The organism is Vibrio kagoshimensis (genome assembly GCF_050337535.1).
Taxonomy (GTDB): Bacteria; Pseudomonadota; Gammaproteobacteria; order Enterobacterales; family Vibrionaceae; genus Vibrio; species Vibrio gallaecicus.
The window spans coordinates 56413-73813 of record NZ_JAKJSZ010000016.1 but is presented as its reverse complement, the minus strand read 5'-3'; the positions used below and the strand labels follow the sequence as shown (position 1 = coordinate 73813).

16 protein-coding genes are annotated in these 17401 nt (G+C 41.6%); 7 read left to right on the top strand and 9 right to left on the bottom strand.

The window, feature by feature from the left end:
- Positions 1-20: 20 nt before the first annotated feature.
- From L4C37_RS15750 to L4C37_RS15735, 4 genes are all read left to right on the top strand, one after another.
- On the top strand, positions 21-440 hold the full coding sequence (locus tag L4C37_RS15750) for a hypothetical protein (protein ID WP_372265608.1): 420 nt from the start codon (positions 21-23) through the stop codon (positions 438-440).
- Positions 441-584: 144 nt separating this feature from the next.
- Entirely contained in the window at positions 585-1028 is a 444-nt protein-coding gene (locus L4C37_RS15745) for a CopD family protein (RefSeq protein WP_429769134.1), read from the top strand.
- A 115-nt stretch (positions 1029-1143) separates the two neighbouring features.
- The gene (locus tag L4C37_RS15740; protein ID WP_429769133.1) at positions 1144-1797 is read left to right on the top strand and encodes an HAD family hydrolase; all 654 of its coding nucleotides are present in this window, start codon (positions 1144-1146) and stop codon (positions 1795-1797) included.
- 29 nt (positions 1798-1826) lie between these two features.
- Entirely contained in the window at positions 1827-2570 is a 744-nt protein-coding gene (locus tag L4C37_RS15735) for an NUDIX hydrolase (RefSeq protein ID WP_429769132.1), read from the top strand.
- 194 nt (positions 2571-2764) lie between these two features.
- Here the strand turns inward: L4C37_RS15735 and exaC are convergent, their stop codons facing one another.
- Positions 2765-4285, bottom strand: coding sequence for an acetaldehyde dehydrogenase ExaC (exaC, locus tag L4C37_RS15730; protein WP_429769131.1), 1521 nt, complete (start codon positions 4283-4285; stop codon positions 2765-2767).
- 282 nt (positions 4286-4567) lie between these two features.
- Here exaC and L4C37_RS15725 point away from each other — a divergent pair, with 282 nt between their 5' ends.
- Positions 4568-6409: a sigma-54-dependent Fis family transcriptional regulator gene (locus tag L4C37_RS15725; protein WP_429769130.1), complete on the top strand. Its 1842-nt coding sequence runs from the start codon at positions 4568-4570 to the stop codon at positions 6407-6409.
- Positions 6410-6422: 13 nt separating this feature from the next.
- On the opposite strand, the gene L4C37_RS15720 is transcribed toward L4C37_RS15725, so the two are convergent.
- From L4C37_RS15720 to L4C37_RS15690, 7 genes are all read right to left on the bottom strand, one after another.
- Entirely contained in the window at positions 6423-7418 is a 996-nt protein-coding gene (locus tag L4C37_RS15720; protein WP_429769129.1) for a LacI family DNA-binding transcriptional regulator, read from the bottom strand.
- 183 nt (positions 7419-7601) lie between these two features.
- The gene (gene chbG / locus L4C37_RS15715; RefSeq protein ID WP_429769128.1) at positions 7602-8339 is read right to left on the bottom strand and encodes a chitin disaccharide deacetylase; all 738 of its coding nucleotides are present in this window, start codon (positions 8337-8339) and stop codon (positions 7602-7604) included.
- A gap of 200 nt (positions 8340-8539) precedes the next feature.
- Positions 8540-9895, bottom strand: coding sequence for a 6-phospho-beta-glucosidase (locus L4C37_RS15710; protein WP_273293496.1), 1356 nt, complete (start codon positions 9893-9895; stop codon positions 8540-8542).
- An 8-nt stretch (positions 9896-9903) separates the two neighbouring features.
- A complete protein-coding gene (locus L4C37_RS15705) occupies positions 9904-10263 on the bottom strand; it encodes a PTS lactose/cellobiose transporter subunit IIA (protein WP_137372245.1) in 360 nt (119 codons plus the stop codon).
- 186 nt (positions 10264-10449) lie between these two features.
- Positions 10450-11784, bottom strand: coding sequence for a PTS sugar transporter subunit IIC (locus L4C37_RS15700; RefSeq protein WP_137371668.1), 1335 nt, complete (start codon positions 11782-11784; stop codon positions 10450-10452).
- Positions 11785-11878: 94 nt separating this feature from the next.
- On the bottom strand, positions 11879-12187 hold the full coding sequence (locus L4C37_RS15695; RefSeq protein ID WP_273293497.1) for a PTS sugar transporter subunit IIB: 309 nt from the start codon (positions 12185-12187) through the stop codon (positions 11879-11881).
- 391 nt (positions 12188-12578) lie between these two features.
- On the bottom strand, positions 12579-13205 hold the full coding sequence (locus L4C37_RS15690; protein WP_137371670.1) for a YgjV family protein: 627 nt from the start codon (positions 13203-13205) through the stop codon (positions 12579-12581).
- Positions 13206-13364: 159 nt separating this feature from the next.
- Between L4C37_RS15690 and L4C37_RS15685 the strand changes: the two genes are divergently transcribed.
- A complete protein-coding gene (locus L4C37_RS15685) occupies positions 13365-14051 on the top strand; it encodes a DNA-3-methyladenine glycosylase I (protein WP_429769127.1) in 687 nt (228 codons plus the stop codon).
- Between the two features lie 126 nt (positions 14052-14177).
- On the opposite strand, the gene L4C37_RS15680 is transcribed toward L4C37_RS15685, so the two are convergent.
- A complete protein-coding gene (locus L4C37_RS15680; protein ID WP_429769126.1) occupies positions 14178-15455 on the bottom strand; it encodes an MFS transporter in 1278 nt (425 codons plus the stop codon).
- A 90-nt stretch (positions 15456-15545) separates the two neighbouring features.
- Here L4C37_RS15680 and L4C37_RS15675 point away from each other — a divergent pair, with 90 nt between their 5' ends.
- Positions 15546-17339, top strand: a complete 1794-nt coding sequence (locus L4C37_RS15675; protein WP_429769125.1) for an ABC transporter substrate-binding protein — start codon at positions 15546-15548, stop codon at positions 17337-17339.
- The last annotated feature ends 62 nt before the right edge of the window (positions 17340-17401 follow it).

Sequence of the window (17401 nt, the reverse complement as noted above, 5' to 3'; positions counted from 1 at the left end):
GCTATACAGCAAGGTTTGCAATGAATACAAAACTCGCACTAAAAACGGCAAAAGTTCTTTTCTTTATTGTCGTCTTACTCAGTGGTTTATTTACCGCTTGGCTTTTTATCCCTACGCCTTCCATTTTAGATAAACAAGTACTCGACGTACCTTTAACCAAGCCATTTAAACTGGTTTCTTACCGAAATAACCCGAACGATGCCAGCATGCCATTCACTTACCATTACTACGTGGTTTCTGACGTAAGTGATATTGAAGATATGGAACCTTTCCTCATCACCACAGATAAGTTTGCCAAACTGGGCGAATTCGATGAGAACACATTTTCTCTCAGTGTGAACGGGAAAATAGAGCAGTACACGAATGATCTTTGGATTGAAAAATCCGATGGAAAACTGCAACACTGGTATGTAAGTATCAATGCTCGATACATTAGGTAACCCTTACGCACACCTCTGCCAATATATTCACACGCACAATGCCAATCAATAATTTTATAAATAGACCGTAACTTTGACTTGGCTCATTTGGAAATGATTCTCATTAATATAAGGTGAGTTATCATTTCCTAAAGTGAATTAACTATGTTTGGAATATTGCTATTACTGCACGTATTGGGCGCCACCATTTGGACTGGCGGGCATATCGTACTTTCAGTTGTCGTATTACCCCGAGTATTAAAAGAACGATCGCCTGAAGAGTTACTCAAGTTTGAATCTGTCTATGAAAAAATTGGGATGCCTGCCCTCGTAACACAGATCGTTACAGGCATAATGCTTGCCTTCCATATGTTGCCTGACATTAACCAATGGACTGATTTCTCAAACCCTATCACTCACGTACTTTGGCTTAAATTTTCTCTTTTGTTCATCACTTTTTGCTTTGCCTTAAGCGCGAGATTTAGAGTCATACCCAACTTATCACCTGACACTCTCAAAACCATGGCTTGGCATATTGTCCCTGTCACCATTTTATCTATCTGCTTTGTCATTGTTGGTGTTTCGTTTCGAACTGGCTGGTTCTACTAATCCAATTGGAAGTGCTAAAAATTCAAATGAGGGTTCTCCTAACTTCGCTATAGAAGATGAACTAGGCTTATGTAAGAATGCGGGCTTCACATAATTTTGAGAAAGAAGTCACCACATGAATTTCCAAGCTGCCATTTTCGATATGGATGGATTACTCCTCGACACTGAACGGGTTTGTATGCGTATTTTTGAAGAAGCATGCCGAGCCCAAGGTGTACCATTCCTAAAAGACGTGTATCTCAATATTATTGGCTGTAATGCAAAAACGATTGAGCAATTATTCCGTAAGGGCTACGGCAAAGATCTCGATTATCCAGCACTCAATAACGAGTGGCGCACTCGATACAGCAACATAGTAAAACACCAAGCTATTCCCGTGAAAGAAGGAGTGATCGAACTCCTGGAATGGCTCAAATCAAAAAACATTCCTATCGCAGTCGCAACTTCCACACAACTTGACCTTGCAGAGGTAAAACTCAAATTAGCAGGGCTAGATTCCTACTTCACATCATTAAGTACAGGCTGCGAAGTTACTCATGGTAAACCTCATCCTGAAATCTACTTGCTCGCAGCAGAACGTCTTGGCGTAGCTCCAGAAAAATGTCTCGCATTTGAAGATTCAAACAACGGTACTCGCGCAGCTGTCGCAGCCAATATGATGACCTTTCAAGTACCTGACCTTGTAGAGCCATGCGATGAAGTCAAAGCTTTAGGTCATACGATACTGCCTTCGTTAACGGATACTTTAAAGCATTTAAAAAACGCCTAAGCCTCATAAATAGAAGATAAGGAAAGCCAGTGGAATTCATTCTCGATAAATTTAACGGCATCATTATTGATGTGGCAAGTGTGCCAAATGACACCAAAATTTTTGAGCAAGAGCTGACCGAGATCTTACAGTTTTCGTCAGAAAACCGAAAAGGAATCACTTGGCTTAGCTTACCGATCTCTCAATCCCAATTGATTCCTGTAGCGACTCAAGCTGGGTTTGTTTTTCACAATTGCCTTGAAGCTGAAATCACACTGGTTCATAAATCCGATTCAGTCTCTTTTGTACCTTTCATCCCCACTCACACTCTTGGGGCTGGCGCATTAATTACCAATGATGATCATGAACTTCTCGTTATCAAAGAACATGGGATGACAGGTTATAAGCTACCAGGTGGGCACATTGAATTAGCAGAAAATATTGAAGAATCCATCATTAGAGAAACACTAGAAGAAACGGGCGTGAAAGCCACATTTCAGTCCGTAGTAGGCATGACAACAAAGCACCCCTACCAATTTGGTAAGTCGAACTTGTACTTCATTTGTCACCTAACGGCAGATTCTCAAGACATCGACATTCAAGATACTCATGAAATAGCTGAAGCTAAGTGGATTTCAGTGGATGAGTTCATTGAAGACGAGAAGAACTTCCCATTTAACCGCCAAATGGTCCGCGCATTAGTGGGTAAGAAAGGCTTAGAGAAAGTTAAAGTAGAAGGGAATCACGGGCTTCATAAGAAGCAAGAAATCTTCTTTTCTCATAACGAGTTATAAAGCTCATCGCACTTTTTTCTATAATCATTTTTTCTGAAAAAAAACGCCACTTCATACGAATGTGGCGCTTTTGATTAGTTAAACCAACTGTGTTGTTATTCCATCTTTATTCAATAGCCAAGTTCTGTAGATCAGTTCAATGGCTTAAGCTTGTTGACTAGGTCAGTTTTGTTGAGCAATTATTCGCTACTCGATTAGAAAAAGCCAAGTGGGTTAGTGTCGTAACTGATCAATAAGTTTTTAGTGTTTTGGTAGTGATCTAGCATCATCTTATGAGTTTCACGTCCAATGCCCGATTTCTTGTACCCGCCGAATGCTGCATGCGCAGGGTAAGCGTGGTAGCAGTTCACCCAAATACGTCCTGCTTCAATTTTACGCCCCATTCGATACGCTAGGTTTGCATCACGAGTCCACACCCCTGCACCCAAGCCATACTCGGTATCATTGGCAATCGCCAATGCTTCAGCTTCATCTTTAAAGGTAGTTACGGCAATAACAGGACCAAAAATTTCTTCTTGGAACACTCGCATCTTATTGTTGCCTTCCAACATCGTTGGTTGAATATAATAGCCGTTACCCAAATCATCTGGTTGTTGAGCAATTTCACCGCCAGTCAGTACTTTTGCCCCTTCTTGACGACCAATTTCCAGATAACTTAGGATCTTATCAAACTGCTCTTTTGAAGCTTGAGCGCCCACTTGCGTGTCGGTATCCAGTGGGTTGCCTTGTTTAATGGTTTGCGCTCTTTCAACCACCTTCGCAATAAACTTATCGTAAACCGATTCATGAATCAGCACGCGTGATGGACAAGTACACACTTCTCCTTGGTTAAAGAATGCCAGCAGCATGCCTTCAACACATTTATCTAGGTACTCATCTTCATGGTTGAAAATATCAGGGAAATAGATATTCGGAGACTTACCGCCCAATTCAACCGTTGATGGAATCAAGCTTTCAGCGGCACATTTCAGTATATGGTGACCCACTTCAGTTGAGCCTGTGAAAGCCAATTTAGCAATGCGATCACTGGTTGCTAACGCTTGACCAGCTTCGCTACCAAAGCCATTCACGACATTGATAACACCAGCAGGAAGAAGGTCTGAAATTTTTTCCATTAATACCAAAATAGAGGTGGGAGTCTGCTCTGCTGGTTTTAAAACAATACAACAACCAGCCGCTAACGCAGGCGCAAGTTTCCAAGCCGCCATTAAGATTGGGAAGTTCCAAGGGATGATCTGCCCGACCACACCAATTGGTTCAGGGAAATGATAACTTGCGGTGTTTGAATCCAGCTCTGCTGCGCTGCCTTCTTGCGCTCTAATACAACCCGCAAAGTAACGGAAATGATCAACGACTAAAGGAATATCAGCAGCCAAAGTTTCACGTACAGGTTTGCCATTTTCCCAAGTTTCAGCAACCGCAATTTCTTCTAAGTTTGCTTCAATTCGATCGGCTATTTTCAGTAAAATATTTGAGCGTTCAGTAACACTTGTGCTTGCCCAACTAGCTCTCGCCGCATGCGCTGCATCTAACGCTAAAGAAATATCGGCTTCCGTAGATCGTGCCACTTGGCAATAAGGTTCACCATTGACGGGTGAAATATTGTCAAAGTATTCGCCACTTACAGGCTTCACCCACTCACCGCCGATAAAGTTATCGTATTGAGCTTTAAAGTTCACCACTGCATTTTCACTACCCGGCTGCGCATAAATCATAGTTAGATCCTTCCACTTTCAATTCTGTTTGAGTTATTGATTTCTATTCCGTTTTTTAAACGTAATGTGTTTAAAACATGGTTGTTCCGTGTTTTTCTCACACCAGTAACAACGCAAATCACACGCCAATACTTCAAAACTTGTTGTTAATAAAATGTAAAACTATGATTACCAAACAATAACAACCTGAAGTGTATTAACTTTGAACTGTGGTAGAGGAAGTGTCTCAGTGTTCAAGTGTCCCACTTTGGAACACCCTAACTGTCACAGCTTGGAACGGTCATGCAACTTCAACAATCCAAAACCTCATTGAAGCACACATCCACTTCTGACTGGCTCTCATCCTCTTGGGGGCGCAGCAGTGAAGCAGGTCTAAAACAAAGGCGTCTCCCAGAAGATATTCGCTTACCTCAATCTCTTCTAAAAGAGCGAAGATACGGCTCGGCTAACCTTATCCAAATCGTCAAGCAAGTCGCACTACCCTTGTTTAATCAAATGTTTGCGCGTAGTGATAGTCGTTTAATTTTGACCGATGTTGAAGGCGTAATATTGGCAAGTTGGGGACAGGAAAAATTTAAGGAGAAGCTGACTACAATCGCATTAAGTTCTGGTGCTTGCTGGCAAGAACAACTTAAAGGGACCAATGCAATCGGCACAGCCATCGTTGAGGCTAAGCCTGTATCCATTATTGGAGACCAGCATTTTATCCACCAGCATCGGTTCATAAGTTGCTCCGCTTGCCCCATTTTTGATCATCAAGGGCAAATGATCGGTATCTTGGATATCACCAGTGAACAGCAGCAACACAACTCAACGGTTCAACTGCTCGTACAGAACATGATTCAACTTATCGAAAATCAGTTACTCAGCCATATCCCACAAGGCACTATTCGCATTGATTTAGCGTATGAAAAATCACTGCTGCACAGTGGCTGGCAAGGGATTGTAATTGCTGATAAAACGGGGCAAATACTTGCGCACAATCAAGTCGCTTCCCAGTTGTTAGAACAAACATCCGTGGTCGGTGAGTCTATTGAATCACTATTCGAAAAGCCGTTCTCTGAATCTTCCTTTGTGTTTGAAAAGCAGCAACTGCAAGCCCCACCTAAACGGACTCGCGCTTTAACTATGTCTTGCGATTTACACCACGGTGATCACCATATTGAACACGTTTGGCAACAAGCGAATAAGGTTATCGACAAAGACATTAGCTTATTAATTCTTGGGGAAACGGGCGTAGGTAAAGGCGAATTCGTCAAGGCTTTACACAAGCAAAGCCAGCGAAAATCGGCACCATTAGTGGCGGTGAATTGTGGGGCGTTACCAAAAGATTTAATCGAATCAGAATTATTTGGCTATGCGCCCGGAGCCTTTACAGGCGCAAGCCATAAAGGCTACCAAGGGAAGATAAGGCAAGCGGACAAAGGCATTTTGTTTTTAGACGAAATCGCCGACATGCCATTAGAAGCACAATGTCGGTTATTGCATGTCTTACAAGACAAGTCCGTTGTACCGGTTGGATCAAACCAAAGTATCAATGTGGATTGCCAAATCATTGCCGCCACCCACAAAAACCTAGAGCAACTAGTTGAAAGTGGAGAGTTTAGACAAGATCTCTACTACCGATTGAATGGACTGGCATTCCACTTACCAAGCTTAAAAGAAAGAGACGATAAGCCAGCGCTCATTAAAACGATCCATCAAAAATACGCAGAGCACAACCAAACTATTTGCCCTAGCCTAATGGAACGTCTTTGTACGTATTCCTGGCCAGGAAATATTCGGGAGTTAGACAACTTATTAAAAGTGACAGCTTTGCTGTCTTCTGGTGAGCCTCAATTGACTTTAGAGCATGTCCCAAATCATTTAGCTCAACATTTGAAAACAGCATGCACGTCTGAAGCCGCTTATCATGTAAGTTCACCACAGCATCACGCATTGCAACTTAAGACTCATCCAACAAATGGCTTTATGTCAGAAGGAACAAATTTAAAAGCCGCGGTTGAAGATACCTTGGTTCAAACCTATCAAGCTAACCAAGGTAATATCAGTAAGACTTCACGCATACTGGGTGTCAGCCGAAATACCATTTACCGGAAGCTTAAAACGCTTGGAATTCTTTAGCCTTCAATGAAGCCTACGAGACTGTGCTGCTATTACGGATTCGTAGTTCATGTGGCAATTGATGGTGTGCCTCAATGGGTTGGTTGTTGATTTGTTTCATTAAAACTTCAACTGCGAGGCGTGCCATGTCACTGATAGGAAAATGAACAGAGGAAACCTTAGGGTAATACATTTCACACCTGTCGATGCTATCAAAACTGATGAGTGCAACTTGCTCAGGAATCTTAATACCTTGTTCATGGAAAAACTGAACTGCTCCTGATGTCATGTCTTCACTGCATGAAAAAATGGCCGTCATATTAGGGTTTGCCTCATACAGCCTCTTCGCGGCATGGTACCCACTGGCTTGACGATAATCACCAGCATCTTCAAGATCTTCAGAAATTAGCAAACCATCTTGCTTCAACGCTTCACGGTACCCTTGGGTTCTTAATTGGCTCGATAATCGATTCGGTGAACCTGCAATACAACCTATGATTTTATGCCCCTGTTCAATCAGATGTTCAACGGCTGCTTTTGCTGCCTCAACATGATCAAATGTGACACAACGTGATTCTAAACCCTCGACTAAACGGTCAACGAGTACAAATGGAGTTGGTTTTTTCGCAAGCTCTCTAAGCTCGTCATCACTTAAATGACGACTATTCAGAACATAACCATCACATCGCAAATCATTAAACCTTTGGATTGCTTCTCGCTCGCCAGCTTCCGTTTGGTGGCCTTGCGCCGTGATTAAAAACTTCTTATTTAAATCAAGTTCTGCTTGTACTTGATCCATCATCTCTCCGAAGAATCCACCCGTGTAATAGGTGACCAACAAGCCAATCATGTTGGAAGATGATGTTGCTAATGAACGTGCAATTGCGCTGGGGCGATAATCAAGTTCTGCCATTGCCGCTTCTACTTTACGAACCGTATCCGCTCTAAATTTCCCTTCGCCGTTAATGATCCTAGAAACGGTGGAACGGTTTACGCCTGCAAGTTCTGCAACGTCTTTAATCCTTGCCATGTAAAGTTCTGTACCTTAATAAACGGCGCCTTTCATTCTTTTACCTAGAATGTATCACCGTTGATAAATTGAAATAGAATGCACTGAAATGGAGTAGCAACCTGCCTGTATTATTTGTCTTTTGACTAAAAGGGGGCAATAGCTGGCAGGCTGCTAAAATCTTAATATTTGATGTGGATGCTGTTATTCATTCAATATTGAATAATCCGTCACCGTTACTTGTGCTTCATGGAGCGCTTCTTTGAGTTGCTCACTTGTTAGAATGTTCAGCTCTACCTCTCGTTGATGGTAATAGCTGCTCTGCGCTTTAAGTGATTCATCAAGGTGAGCAGGGTGACACATAAATTCCAGCACATCAGTGTTCGTTTGAAGCCGTTTGATCTCTTTTACAATTGTATCCACGCCTACAGAATCACCATAAAACACATCGCTAAAACAGTAGCTCTTTAAAGATATATCACCAGAGATTTGTCTTTGACCTCTAACCGGTACTCTATGCAATTTTGCCACTTCCAATACGACAGGGAGTACTTGAGGGTGAGTGTGAACATGGTGATGGCTATCGATATGGCTCAGAGTCGCGCCCGTTTTTTTGAACTGCTCAACTTGTAAACTCAGCTCATCAAACAACTCATTTTCATTGAACTGAGTTCTCGGCCAAAAGCGGTCTTGTGTAAGGAACTGACCATGATTGTCTGTGAGGCTACTTAGAGATGATAAAGCAGATCCCGCTGTTAGCCTAAAATGCAAACCAAGCTTCAGATAAGGTGCGGTCGTCAGTAAATCAATACCATGGTTTTGAGCTTCCATCCCTACCATTAATGTTGTGGAACGAACCACGCCCTGATTGGAGGAGTAAATAATGCCGGTGTTGACTCCTTGGCTCAGCCCATAATCATCCGCATTGAATATAACGTACATCTTAAATCCTTTATAAGTGACCGTTTATCACAACTTCAACTCATCAATATCGGCGTGATCCATGCTCACACCGATATTAAGCCTGCCAATAATAGCTTTTTACTAATAAAATTTTTAAGTATTTTAGCCTTGCTTGTATTACGTTTTCTCATATTAATCAAAGCTAACTAGGCAAATGTCATCTTACTACTATGGCTAGATTAAGTCGGTACATCTTGCGCGACTTTTTTGCTATAAAACTGCGGTAAGTAGTCATAATTCACCTTCAATATCTCATCTAAAATATTCTTCGCTTTATTGATATCTTGAACCAATGGATTACACGTTAAAGCCATCAGCCCTTTATCATAATCGCCATGAACCGCAGCTTCGACCGCCAATTGTTCATACGCTTTTACTTGAGTAATGAGCCCAGTAATAGCAGGAGAGAATGAACCAAATGCCAAAGGTTTTGCTCCCCAACTTCCTATCACCGCACTACACTCAATAACGGCATCATTTGGTAACGCAGGGATAGCACCGTTATTGCGTACATTAACAACATTAATCGTATTCAAATTGTTATACAGTGCATCCACTAGATTGAGTGAAGCATCGGAATAATACGCACCACCGCGTTCTTCCAATAGCTTGGGTTTTTCATCCAGCTGAACATCTTTATACAACTCAAACAGCTCAGCTTCTGTTTTCATCACTTGTTCAGCTCGGGTACCTTCACTTTCTGCCGCTTGCTTCTCTTCTGCTAACATTGCATCGGTTTGATAGAAGTAACGGTGGTAAGGGCACGGGATGGCACCTAGCGACTGTAAAAAATCCGGATTCCACGGTTCTTCAAAGATGTTTTTCATACTGAAGTTAGCACCGTCCCCTACTTTTTCAAGCACGGTTGACGTTATATCTTTGCCTTCTAACCAGACTTTATGAGCCCACAACAAATGATTTAAGCCGGCGCATTCAAGAGAAAGTTGCTCTGGTTTGCACGCCATCATTTCAGCGATCATCATCTGCATTGAGACAGGGACATTGCACAGCCCTATCGTTTTTACTGAGCTGTATTTAAGAATCGCTTCAGTGACCAAGCCTGCAGGGTTTGTGAAGTTCAGCATCCATGCATCTGGAGCCAGTTCTTCAATATCTTTGCAAATATCCAGGATGACAGGGATGGTTCGCAATGCTTTAGCAAAACCACCTGCGCCCGTAGTTTCCTGGCCGATCACACCGTACTTTAATGGGATTTTTTCATCATTCGCCCGAGCATAAAGCCCCCCGACTCGGAATTGAGTCATGATAAAATCAGCCCCTTCAATCGCTTCTCTTCGATTCAGAGTGGCTTTTACCTCAATATTCAAGCCTGAACGCTCAATCATGCGTTTAGCTAAAGCTTCAATAATGTAGAGCTTGTCTCGGCCAGCAGTCACATCAACCAAATGCACTTCATTAATCGGCAGTTGCTGATGACGGTTAATAATACCTTCTATCAATTCTGGGGTATAACTACTGCCACCACCAATAATCACAACTTTAAGATGCTGCTTTTTACTTGTTGTTTGTGTCATATTTTCACCTATACATCAGCAGTCTGAAGTTTAGAAACCAAAGCATCATGCTCTCGTTGCTGGCTATCTAATTTAAGATGAACTTCCAACATTTCTGTTGCGAGTTCTTGGACAACAATCGTCGTCATTAGATGATCTTGCGCATGAACCATCACTAACGTCATAGGGACTTTCCCTTCACCCTGATCCAATTCAATCAGCTTAGTTTGCGTAAGGTGCGCTTTATTGATGCACTCTCGAGAACGCTTAATATTTTCTCTCGCGACGTCAAATTCACCTTTTCGAGCTTGTTGTAATGCTTCAAAACATAAGCTCCGAGCTTCACCAGCATTGACGATGATTTCCATTACAACTTGTTCTTGATCGATTTCTACAGAGGTATTCTGGTTTTCTTGAACACTCATGGTTAACTCCAAAATAATATCGAGTAAGGCTGAACTTAATCTCTGCCTTGCAATGTAATTCTTTGATAGTAAACCGTTAACTTAAACGTTGAGACGAGTGCTAGAGACAAAGTTCGACTTAGCTGTCACCCCATCACTCGCTCATTTAAATTAAGCGGTAACGCCAGCGCCTGCCGCTGATTCGGCTTCTTTTTTCGCTTGTTCAGCTTCGCCTTCTTGCTTAAGTAATTGCTTTTCGAACATTTTGAAAAAGGGCAAGTAGATGAACAGATCCATCACTAATAAAACACCCACTAATATTACGGGGGAAATGGTCCACCCAGAGCCCCACGATGCACCTAAAAAGGCAGGAGCAGTCCAAGCTGTTTGCGATACGCCCATGCCGACAAAGCCCATGTGCACGGCTGTGTAAGCAACAATGGCGTTTAAGACAGGAGCAAAAACGAAAGGTATAAACAAGGTTGGGTTCAAGACCAGCGGGCTACCGAAAATAACCGGCTCGTTGATTTGAAACATTCCAGGAACAAAGCTCATGCGTCCTAAACTGCGTAAGTGCACTGAACGGCTGAAAATCATCAAGAGCACTAACGCTAACGTTGCACCCGAGCCACCGATGAAAATATAGAAATCCCAAAACGGTTGAGTGAACACATTAGGAATTGTCTCACCCGCTAAATACGCTTCTTGGTTAGCACTAATGTTTGTTAGGAAAATTGGCGAAAGCAGACCAACGACAATTGCTGCGCCATGAATTCCCGCAAACCAAAGTAGCTGACACAATAACAAGGCACCAATGATGGCTGGTAAAGTGTTGGATGCGCTAACTAATGGACGAAATGCTTCAAGAACTAGGTCTGGAATAAGCATATTAAACTCAGCTTGAAGATATAAGCTTAAAGGGAAAACCGTTAGGTAAATAAACACAATAGGGATCAGCACTTCAAACGATCGAGCAATAGCTGGCGGCACCTGCTCGGGAAGTTTTATGGTGATGTTGTACTTCTGAAGGATTCGATTCAGCTCGACCGCAAAGAAGGCACTGATAACGGCGGTAAATATGCCCGTACCAGACAAATGCCCCATTGAAAGTGCACCTTCAGAAGCTGGCGAGGCGACTAAAAGGAAGGTCATCAAAGCTAAAGCACCATTGGTAATGCCATCCATACTATAAGCACGAGCTAAGTTATAGCCAATACCTATGGAAACAAACACCGCCATAATCCCCATCGTCATATTGAAGGGCATCATAATATTGTCGAAATTAGCGCTCGCAAAATCGAGCCAAGCGCGGCCGAAGCTGTTCGTCGTGTCTTCCGAGAATGGAGGGAAAGCAAAGACTAAAGCGAAACTTCCCACAATAATAAATGGCATCGCGACAATAAAACCGTCACGCATTGCTCTCACATGTTTTTGATTACCAACTTTAATAGCAATGGGTGCTATTTTATTTTCAACAAAGTTAATAACCATATTATAAAACGACATAGCTAAAGTCCTTTTTTAAATATACTTATTCCTACCCACATATTTATGCAGGTATAAATGAAATTTTATTATTTCTTAAAATAGTTGCTTTTAATTAACTCGGAATAAGGTCTAAGGCTTGTGTTAACGCTTCATCACCTTTCATCATTCCATAAGTCATTGCAGGTATGGCTTCTACTTTTTTGTTATAGCGGTCAGCCACTTTTTGGAGTTCATCCTTTTGGAATCGAACTTGGGGACCCAGTAAACATACATCGTACTCCTGGATTAAGTCATTAAATGCACTCACAGACACTGCTTCTATATGGCATTCAACATTTCGAGAAGCCGCGGCTTCTTGCATTTTTTTTACTAACATACTCGTAGACATACCGGCACTACAGCACAATAAAATCTTTTTCATCTTGCTCTCCAATCTAAAAATAATCGTAATCAAAGTGTTGTATGAATCTTAAACGATCAATTTATAAACTAAAAGCGCAACCGGTTGCGTTATGCGTGATTAAGATCTCAATAACCATAAGAAATGTGTATTTAATCGATGCCTATGTAGAATGGAAAATTAAGTGATAATATTATTAAAATAAGCATAACGTTGTTACGTAACCACTTACTAACTTTAAATAACCCTATATTTAAAAAATAAAAAAGAGTAATACATAATGAATTACTCTTTTTATTTTCCGTTAAAATGTATTTTAAAATGGAATCATATTGTTATTACGGGCTTGATATGAATAAATCAATCTTACCTCACACATTTTGATCCTTAATAATAAGTACTTCCTACCTCACTACAGAATCTTGATGAAGGCTTTTTCTCCGTCGGCACCTGTGTCATACGAAAAGCCTACAGCTTCCAGATAACGGCGGTGATCATCATTGGCAGCCATCGCTTGTAGTGAAGTAATTCCCCGTGCTTTCATCACTTCAGGGTGAGCTTCGTAGTAATAATGCCCTAACTTGAAGTCACGGAACTCAGGGGTGACGAAATCTAGCAAAATGTTCATGCAGCCACCTTCATCGGTTTCGCCCACTAACACGCCGGCAATACTGTTATTCCTTAACATGTAAAATGAAGTATTCGCGGTTTTAAGTTGCTCTATAGGAATTTGTTTTTCTATGTCGGTTTGATTACTTTCCACAAAGTGAGAGAAGTATTCAGAATCTACAGAAGTAGCAACTAACTTGAACGTTTCATTTGCCTTTCGGAGTTGATAAAGATAGTGCACATTGATCCCTGCAATGCCTAAATTCATCAACATTGTTGGCCATGAATCTATAAAGTAAGCAAACGCTGCAAACAGTAAACAGCCAATAAAGTTAATGACTCTGAGTTTCACAATGGATGTCATTGTCAAAGACACTAAAACAACCAGTGATGCTAAGTAGCCAAACCATTCAACCCAATCAAACGTCATAACCTATCCCTTTGTTTTATATTGCTAAATGAACGCTATCTCACTAAACATAGCACATCCCCAATCATTGGTTAAAAATACAGCAGACGGACATCACAATTTGATTTTAATAAATCTGCCCCAATACTAATCTCCAGAAGTCCATAGCTTGGAGCAGTCATGCCACTAGAAAAGTTTGATTCAATTTACGAACGCGCAGCACACCGTAAAGGTGGGGAAGAATTACTCGAACAATTAATCTACAAGCCACTAAGCGCTGACGAAATAGCGAAAATTACTGACGACCGCTGGTTGGCAGCTTTCACTGAGAAGGTTTTCCAGTGCGGGATATCTTGGGATGTAGTACGCAAAAAATGGCCGAATTTCGAGGAGGTCTTTTTCAATTTCGACATAGAAAAAATGCTCATGCTTCCTAACGAAATGTGGGAGTCGAAATCCCAAGATCCGCGCATCATTCGCCACCTTACGAAAGTCATGACTATTCCAGCTAATGCCATGATGATCAATGCAGCGAAACGTGAAGCTAATTCATTTTCGGAAATGGTCGCTTACTGGCCAGACGAAAATATTACAGAGCTATGGGCATATTTGAAGAAAAACGGTAAACGATTAGGTGGAAATACCGGGGCATATACTCTACGCCAAATGGGTAAAGATACTTTTATTCTCAGTTCAGATGTGGAGTCTCATTTACGTAATACAGGGATTATCGATAGTGGTCGAGATACCAAAAGAGCTCACCAAGCTGCAAATAAAGCATTTAATGAGTGGCAACAGCAATCTGGGCGAAGCTTAAGTGAAATAAGCCAGATCATTGCTTATAGCTGCGGTGATAACCGAGTTTAAGCTGATTTACGATAAGTACCATTCAGGTTGAGTAATGTTCGCTTTCTATAAACCGAACGTTACTCAAAATATCATTATCTCATTTCATTCTTGTCACCGAAGGGGGGCCACTCCCAACATTCGTGATTAGCGAATAGCGCGAACCTTCGTTGTTGCTAGCCATAGTGCAGCTATCACTTGCAGTGAAAAACAAAGTACAAACGCAGTATGTACGCCATAAGCCGCCACTAAATAACCAGAACCCGCTAAGCCAAATGGCATCAAGAGCTTAAACAGTGATCCTGTGATCCCGGCTACTCGCCCTAAATGCTGTTCTTCAAAGGCTTCTTGTCGATAACTCCAAATACAAATGCTGCTATAAATACCGACTGCACTGACCCATAAGAAGGAGATCATTAATACCCATTGCCCGTTTCTGAAATGCACATTACTCAAATATCCATTAAGAAATAAATCATCCGCAAAAAGTAAACTATGCAAAACAGGCAGTAAAAAACCCAGCGCTTCTAATGCAATAGAGACAATTAATAACGCGCCAAGCCCTACTCGCCTTCTTACTTTATCAGCAGTGAATGAACCAACTAACCCACCAATACCAGAAGCTGCAATCAAGTAGCCAACTTCTATATGGCTTAATTCAAGCTCAGATTTAGAGAAGTATATCGCTTGAATCCAAAAAACTGCGCCTGTGGTGTTGATCACCATAACCACCAACGTGATGTGCCACATATTTTTATTAGCGTACAAGACACGCCAGCCCTCTTTTAATGCCACGAAAACAGAGGAGTGCTGAATGGGCTTCGTCGCTTCAAATTTCAATTTATTTAACTGAAAGAAAGCCAATAAATACAACAATGCGACCAGCAGAAACACATTATGCAGAGCTGAAAGCAGAAGTAGCCCACCAGATAACACAGGACCAACCGTCTCAAGTAGATTGTAGAGAGCACTCATTCTTGCGGTCGCAGTATTCTGTAATTGGTGAGGCAATACATTTTTAATCATCCCCATTCGAGCATTATGGTAGCCATAGTTAAATGCCATCATCAAAAATGCGCATGGAAATAAAACATACAGTGGGTCAGCCAACCAGCGAACTGCCAGATACGACATAACTAACACCGCCATTTGCCCAATCAACATACATTGGGACCAGTTCTTCTTATTGAACCTATCTACCCATACCCCAATAAACAGTGCGAGTAACAAGTTAGGCAGAAACTCGACAGCTCGCATCCACCCCATCATCTGAGAAGATTGGGTGAGTTCATACACTAATAAAGGCAAAGCTAAGTCATATATTTTCGATCCGAATGCCACAAAAAAGGCGGTTGAGAACAAAATGACAAAGCGTGAGCTTTTCCATATTGAAGGGGGCAAAGCAACACGGTTATCAGCTTCCATTTTCTTTCCTTTTAAAAGTAACCCGATGCCTCTATTATCAAGATTAAAAGATGAAGAAAAATAGAAAGATAAAAATGGAATTTCACCTTTATGTATTATTGGAAAGCCTTAGCCTTTTTTAGAACTCAATTGACCTTGAACCACTCCATACACATGCCGTTAGATAACCTTTCGAAATCCTTAGGGTGTACTAGACGCAATGCACAGCTATTGATCAAAAAATTAGTTGAAGAAGGGTGGATTGATTGGAAACCCGGAGTTGGTCGTGGAAATTTACCTAAGGTCACATTAATTAAATGTGTAAACGAGGCAATAGAAAAGCATGTTGACAGTTTGCTTGCCGAAAACAAAGTAGACCAAGCTTTAGAGTTTGTTGAAGAGGACAAACGCGACCTTTGCTTACTTAGCTACATAAGCCGCTACCAGACCTCGCCAGGCACATTAGATATTCTACAAATCCCTTTCTATCGCGGTACTCACTGCCTCGATTCAATTGAGATATCCCGAAGAACAGAAAGCCATATTGCCAATTACTTATACAGTAACCTCATTCGCTACAATCCTTCCTCCATGACTTTTGACGGTGACCTTGCGATTCAATGGCACAGGGAAGGAAACTGCTGGTTCTTTACCTTACGTAAAGGTATTTTTTTTCACGATGGCTCCTCTATTTTCGCGCAAGATATCAAAAAACACTTCCAACGTCTGAAGACTGAAAATACCACAAACAAAAGTCTGTTTGAGTGTATCTCAAATATCGAGGTAACCAGCCCATACCACCTCTCTTTTGAAGCCAAACATTACACTGGTTATATAGAGTCACTTTTGTCGACGACACCGGCTGGCATAACAAAAGTATCAAGTGGGAAGATCATCGGCAGTGGTAGCTTCCAATTAGTAGAACAATCAAAATGGCTAACCCGTCTTGAGGCATTCAAACATTATCACGGACACCGCCCTTGGGTAGATGCAGTGGAAATGTGGAATGTAGGCGATAAAGCCAAAGATTACGAAATGCACTGCGATATTGTTCATTCGCATCCACACTATCAAGAAGCATCCAACCTGACATTTAAAGAGTCTGAACAGTGGGAGTCCGGCTGTGAATACGCCTTAATCAATGCGCATAACCACCCTTGGTTAAGCAGCATTAAGCATAGGCAGGATTTAAGTGAATTATTGCAGTTGATTGGGGTATCCAAAAACATATCTAAAGATGAAATAAGACCCGCATCTGGAATGCTTTACCAATCAGGCGACCTCTTGGGGACGGAGAAAAATACAGAAATAGAGCAAACATCCGTTAATCAAGCAACCGTTGAGAAAACAACAGCTGAAAATGCGGCACCAGCAAAAACTAAAGCCGCACAACTTTTAGCGGATGGATTAAAGCATTCCAAGCAGCCTATAAAAATTCTAACCTATCAACTCTTTGACCATATAAAAATGGCGAAACACTACTATGAATGGCTGAGTTCGGCAGGAATTGCCTGTGAATATCAGGTATTAGAGTTTCCTGATTTTTGTTTACAAGAAAACCTAAAAAGCGCAGACATCATTATCTCAGGGGCGGTATTTTACGATAATACAAACAGTAGCTGGATGGGCTGGCTACTAAGCACCCCTCCTCTGGAAATCTGTTTTACCCAAGAACAAAAAGAGTGGCGTTCAGAACAGCTAGAAAAGCTGTGGGACTTAAACAATGAACAACAAAGGCAATGTGCGTTTCTTGAAATGGAGAAGAGCCTTATACAATCCGGTGTTTACCGACCTATTTTTCACGTAAAGCAACAACTCAACCAAGCCGATACTGTCAACCCTGTGGAACTCTTAGCCAATGGCTGGATTGACTTCAACCAAGTGACCATGAGCAGGCATTCGTAATCATCCTTAAACCTATCAACTTGAGACTGACTAAAGCAGCAGGGAGAAGCGATAATCACTTC

What these genes read in the sequence shown, in the direction of transcription:
- L4C37_RS15750 (WP_372265608.1), top strand. Translation starts at nt 21, where the DNA reads ATGAATACAAAACTCGCACTAAAAACGGCAAAAGTTCTTTTCTTTATT.
- L4C37_RS15745 (WP_429769134.1), top strand. Translation starts at nt 585, where the DNA reads ATGTTTGGAATATTGCTATTACTGCACGTATTGGGCGCCACCATTTGG.
- L4C37_RS15740 (WP_429769133.1), top strand. Translation starts at nt 1,144, where the DNA reads ATGAATTTCCAAGCTGCCATTTTCGATATGGATGGATTACTCCTCGAC.
- exaC (WP_429769131.1), bottom strand. Translation starts at nt 4,285, where the DNA reads ATGATTTATGCGCAGCCGGGTAGTGAAAATGCAGTGGTGAACTTTAAA.
- L4C37_RS15725 (WP_429769130.1), top strand. Translation starts at nt 4,568, where the DNA reads ATGCAACTTCAACAATCCAAAACCTCATTGAAGCACACATCCACTTCT.
- L4C37_RS15720 (WP_429769129.1), bottom strand. Translation starts at nt 7,418, where the DNA reads ATGGCAAGGATTAAAGACGTTGCAGAACTTGCAGGCGTAAACCGTTCC.
- chbG (WP_429769128.1), bottom strand. Translation starts at nt 8,339, where the DNA reads ATGTACGTTATATTCAATGCGGATGATTATGGGCTGAGCCAAGGAGTC.
- L4C37_RS15710 (WP_273293496.1), bottom strand. Translation starts at nt 9,895, where the DNA reads ATGACACAAACAACAAGTAAAAAGCAGCATCTTAAAGTTGTGATTATT.
- L4C37_RS15700 (WP_137371668.1), bottom strand. Translation starts at nt 11,784, where the DNA reads ATGTCGTTTTATAATATGGTTATTAACTTTGTTGAAAATAAAATAGCA.
- L4C37_RS15695 (WP_273293497.1), bottom strand. Translation starts at nt 12,187, where the DNA reads ATGAAAAAGATTTTATTGTGCTGTAGTGCCGGTATGTCTACGAGTATG.
- L4C37_RS15690 (WP_137371670.1), bottom strand. Translation starts at nt 13,205, where the DNA reads ATGACGTTTGATTGGGTTGAATGGTTTGGCTACTTAGCATCACTGGTT.
- L4C37_RS15685 (WP_429769127.1), top strand. Translation starts at nt 13,365, where the DNA reads ATGCCACTAGAAAAGTTTGATTCAATTTACGAACGCGCAGCACACCGT.
- L4C37_RS15680 (WP_429769126.1), bottom strand. Translation starts at nt 15,455, where the DNA reads ATGGAAGCTGATAACCGTGTTGCTTTGCCCCCTTCAATATGGAAAAGC.
- L4C37_RS15675 (WP_429769125.1), top strand. Translation starts at nt 15,546, where the DNA reads ATGTATTATTGGAAAGCCTTAGCCTTTTTTAGAACTCAATTGACCTTG.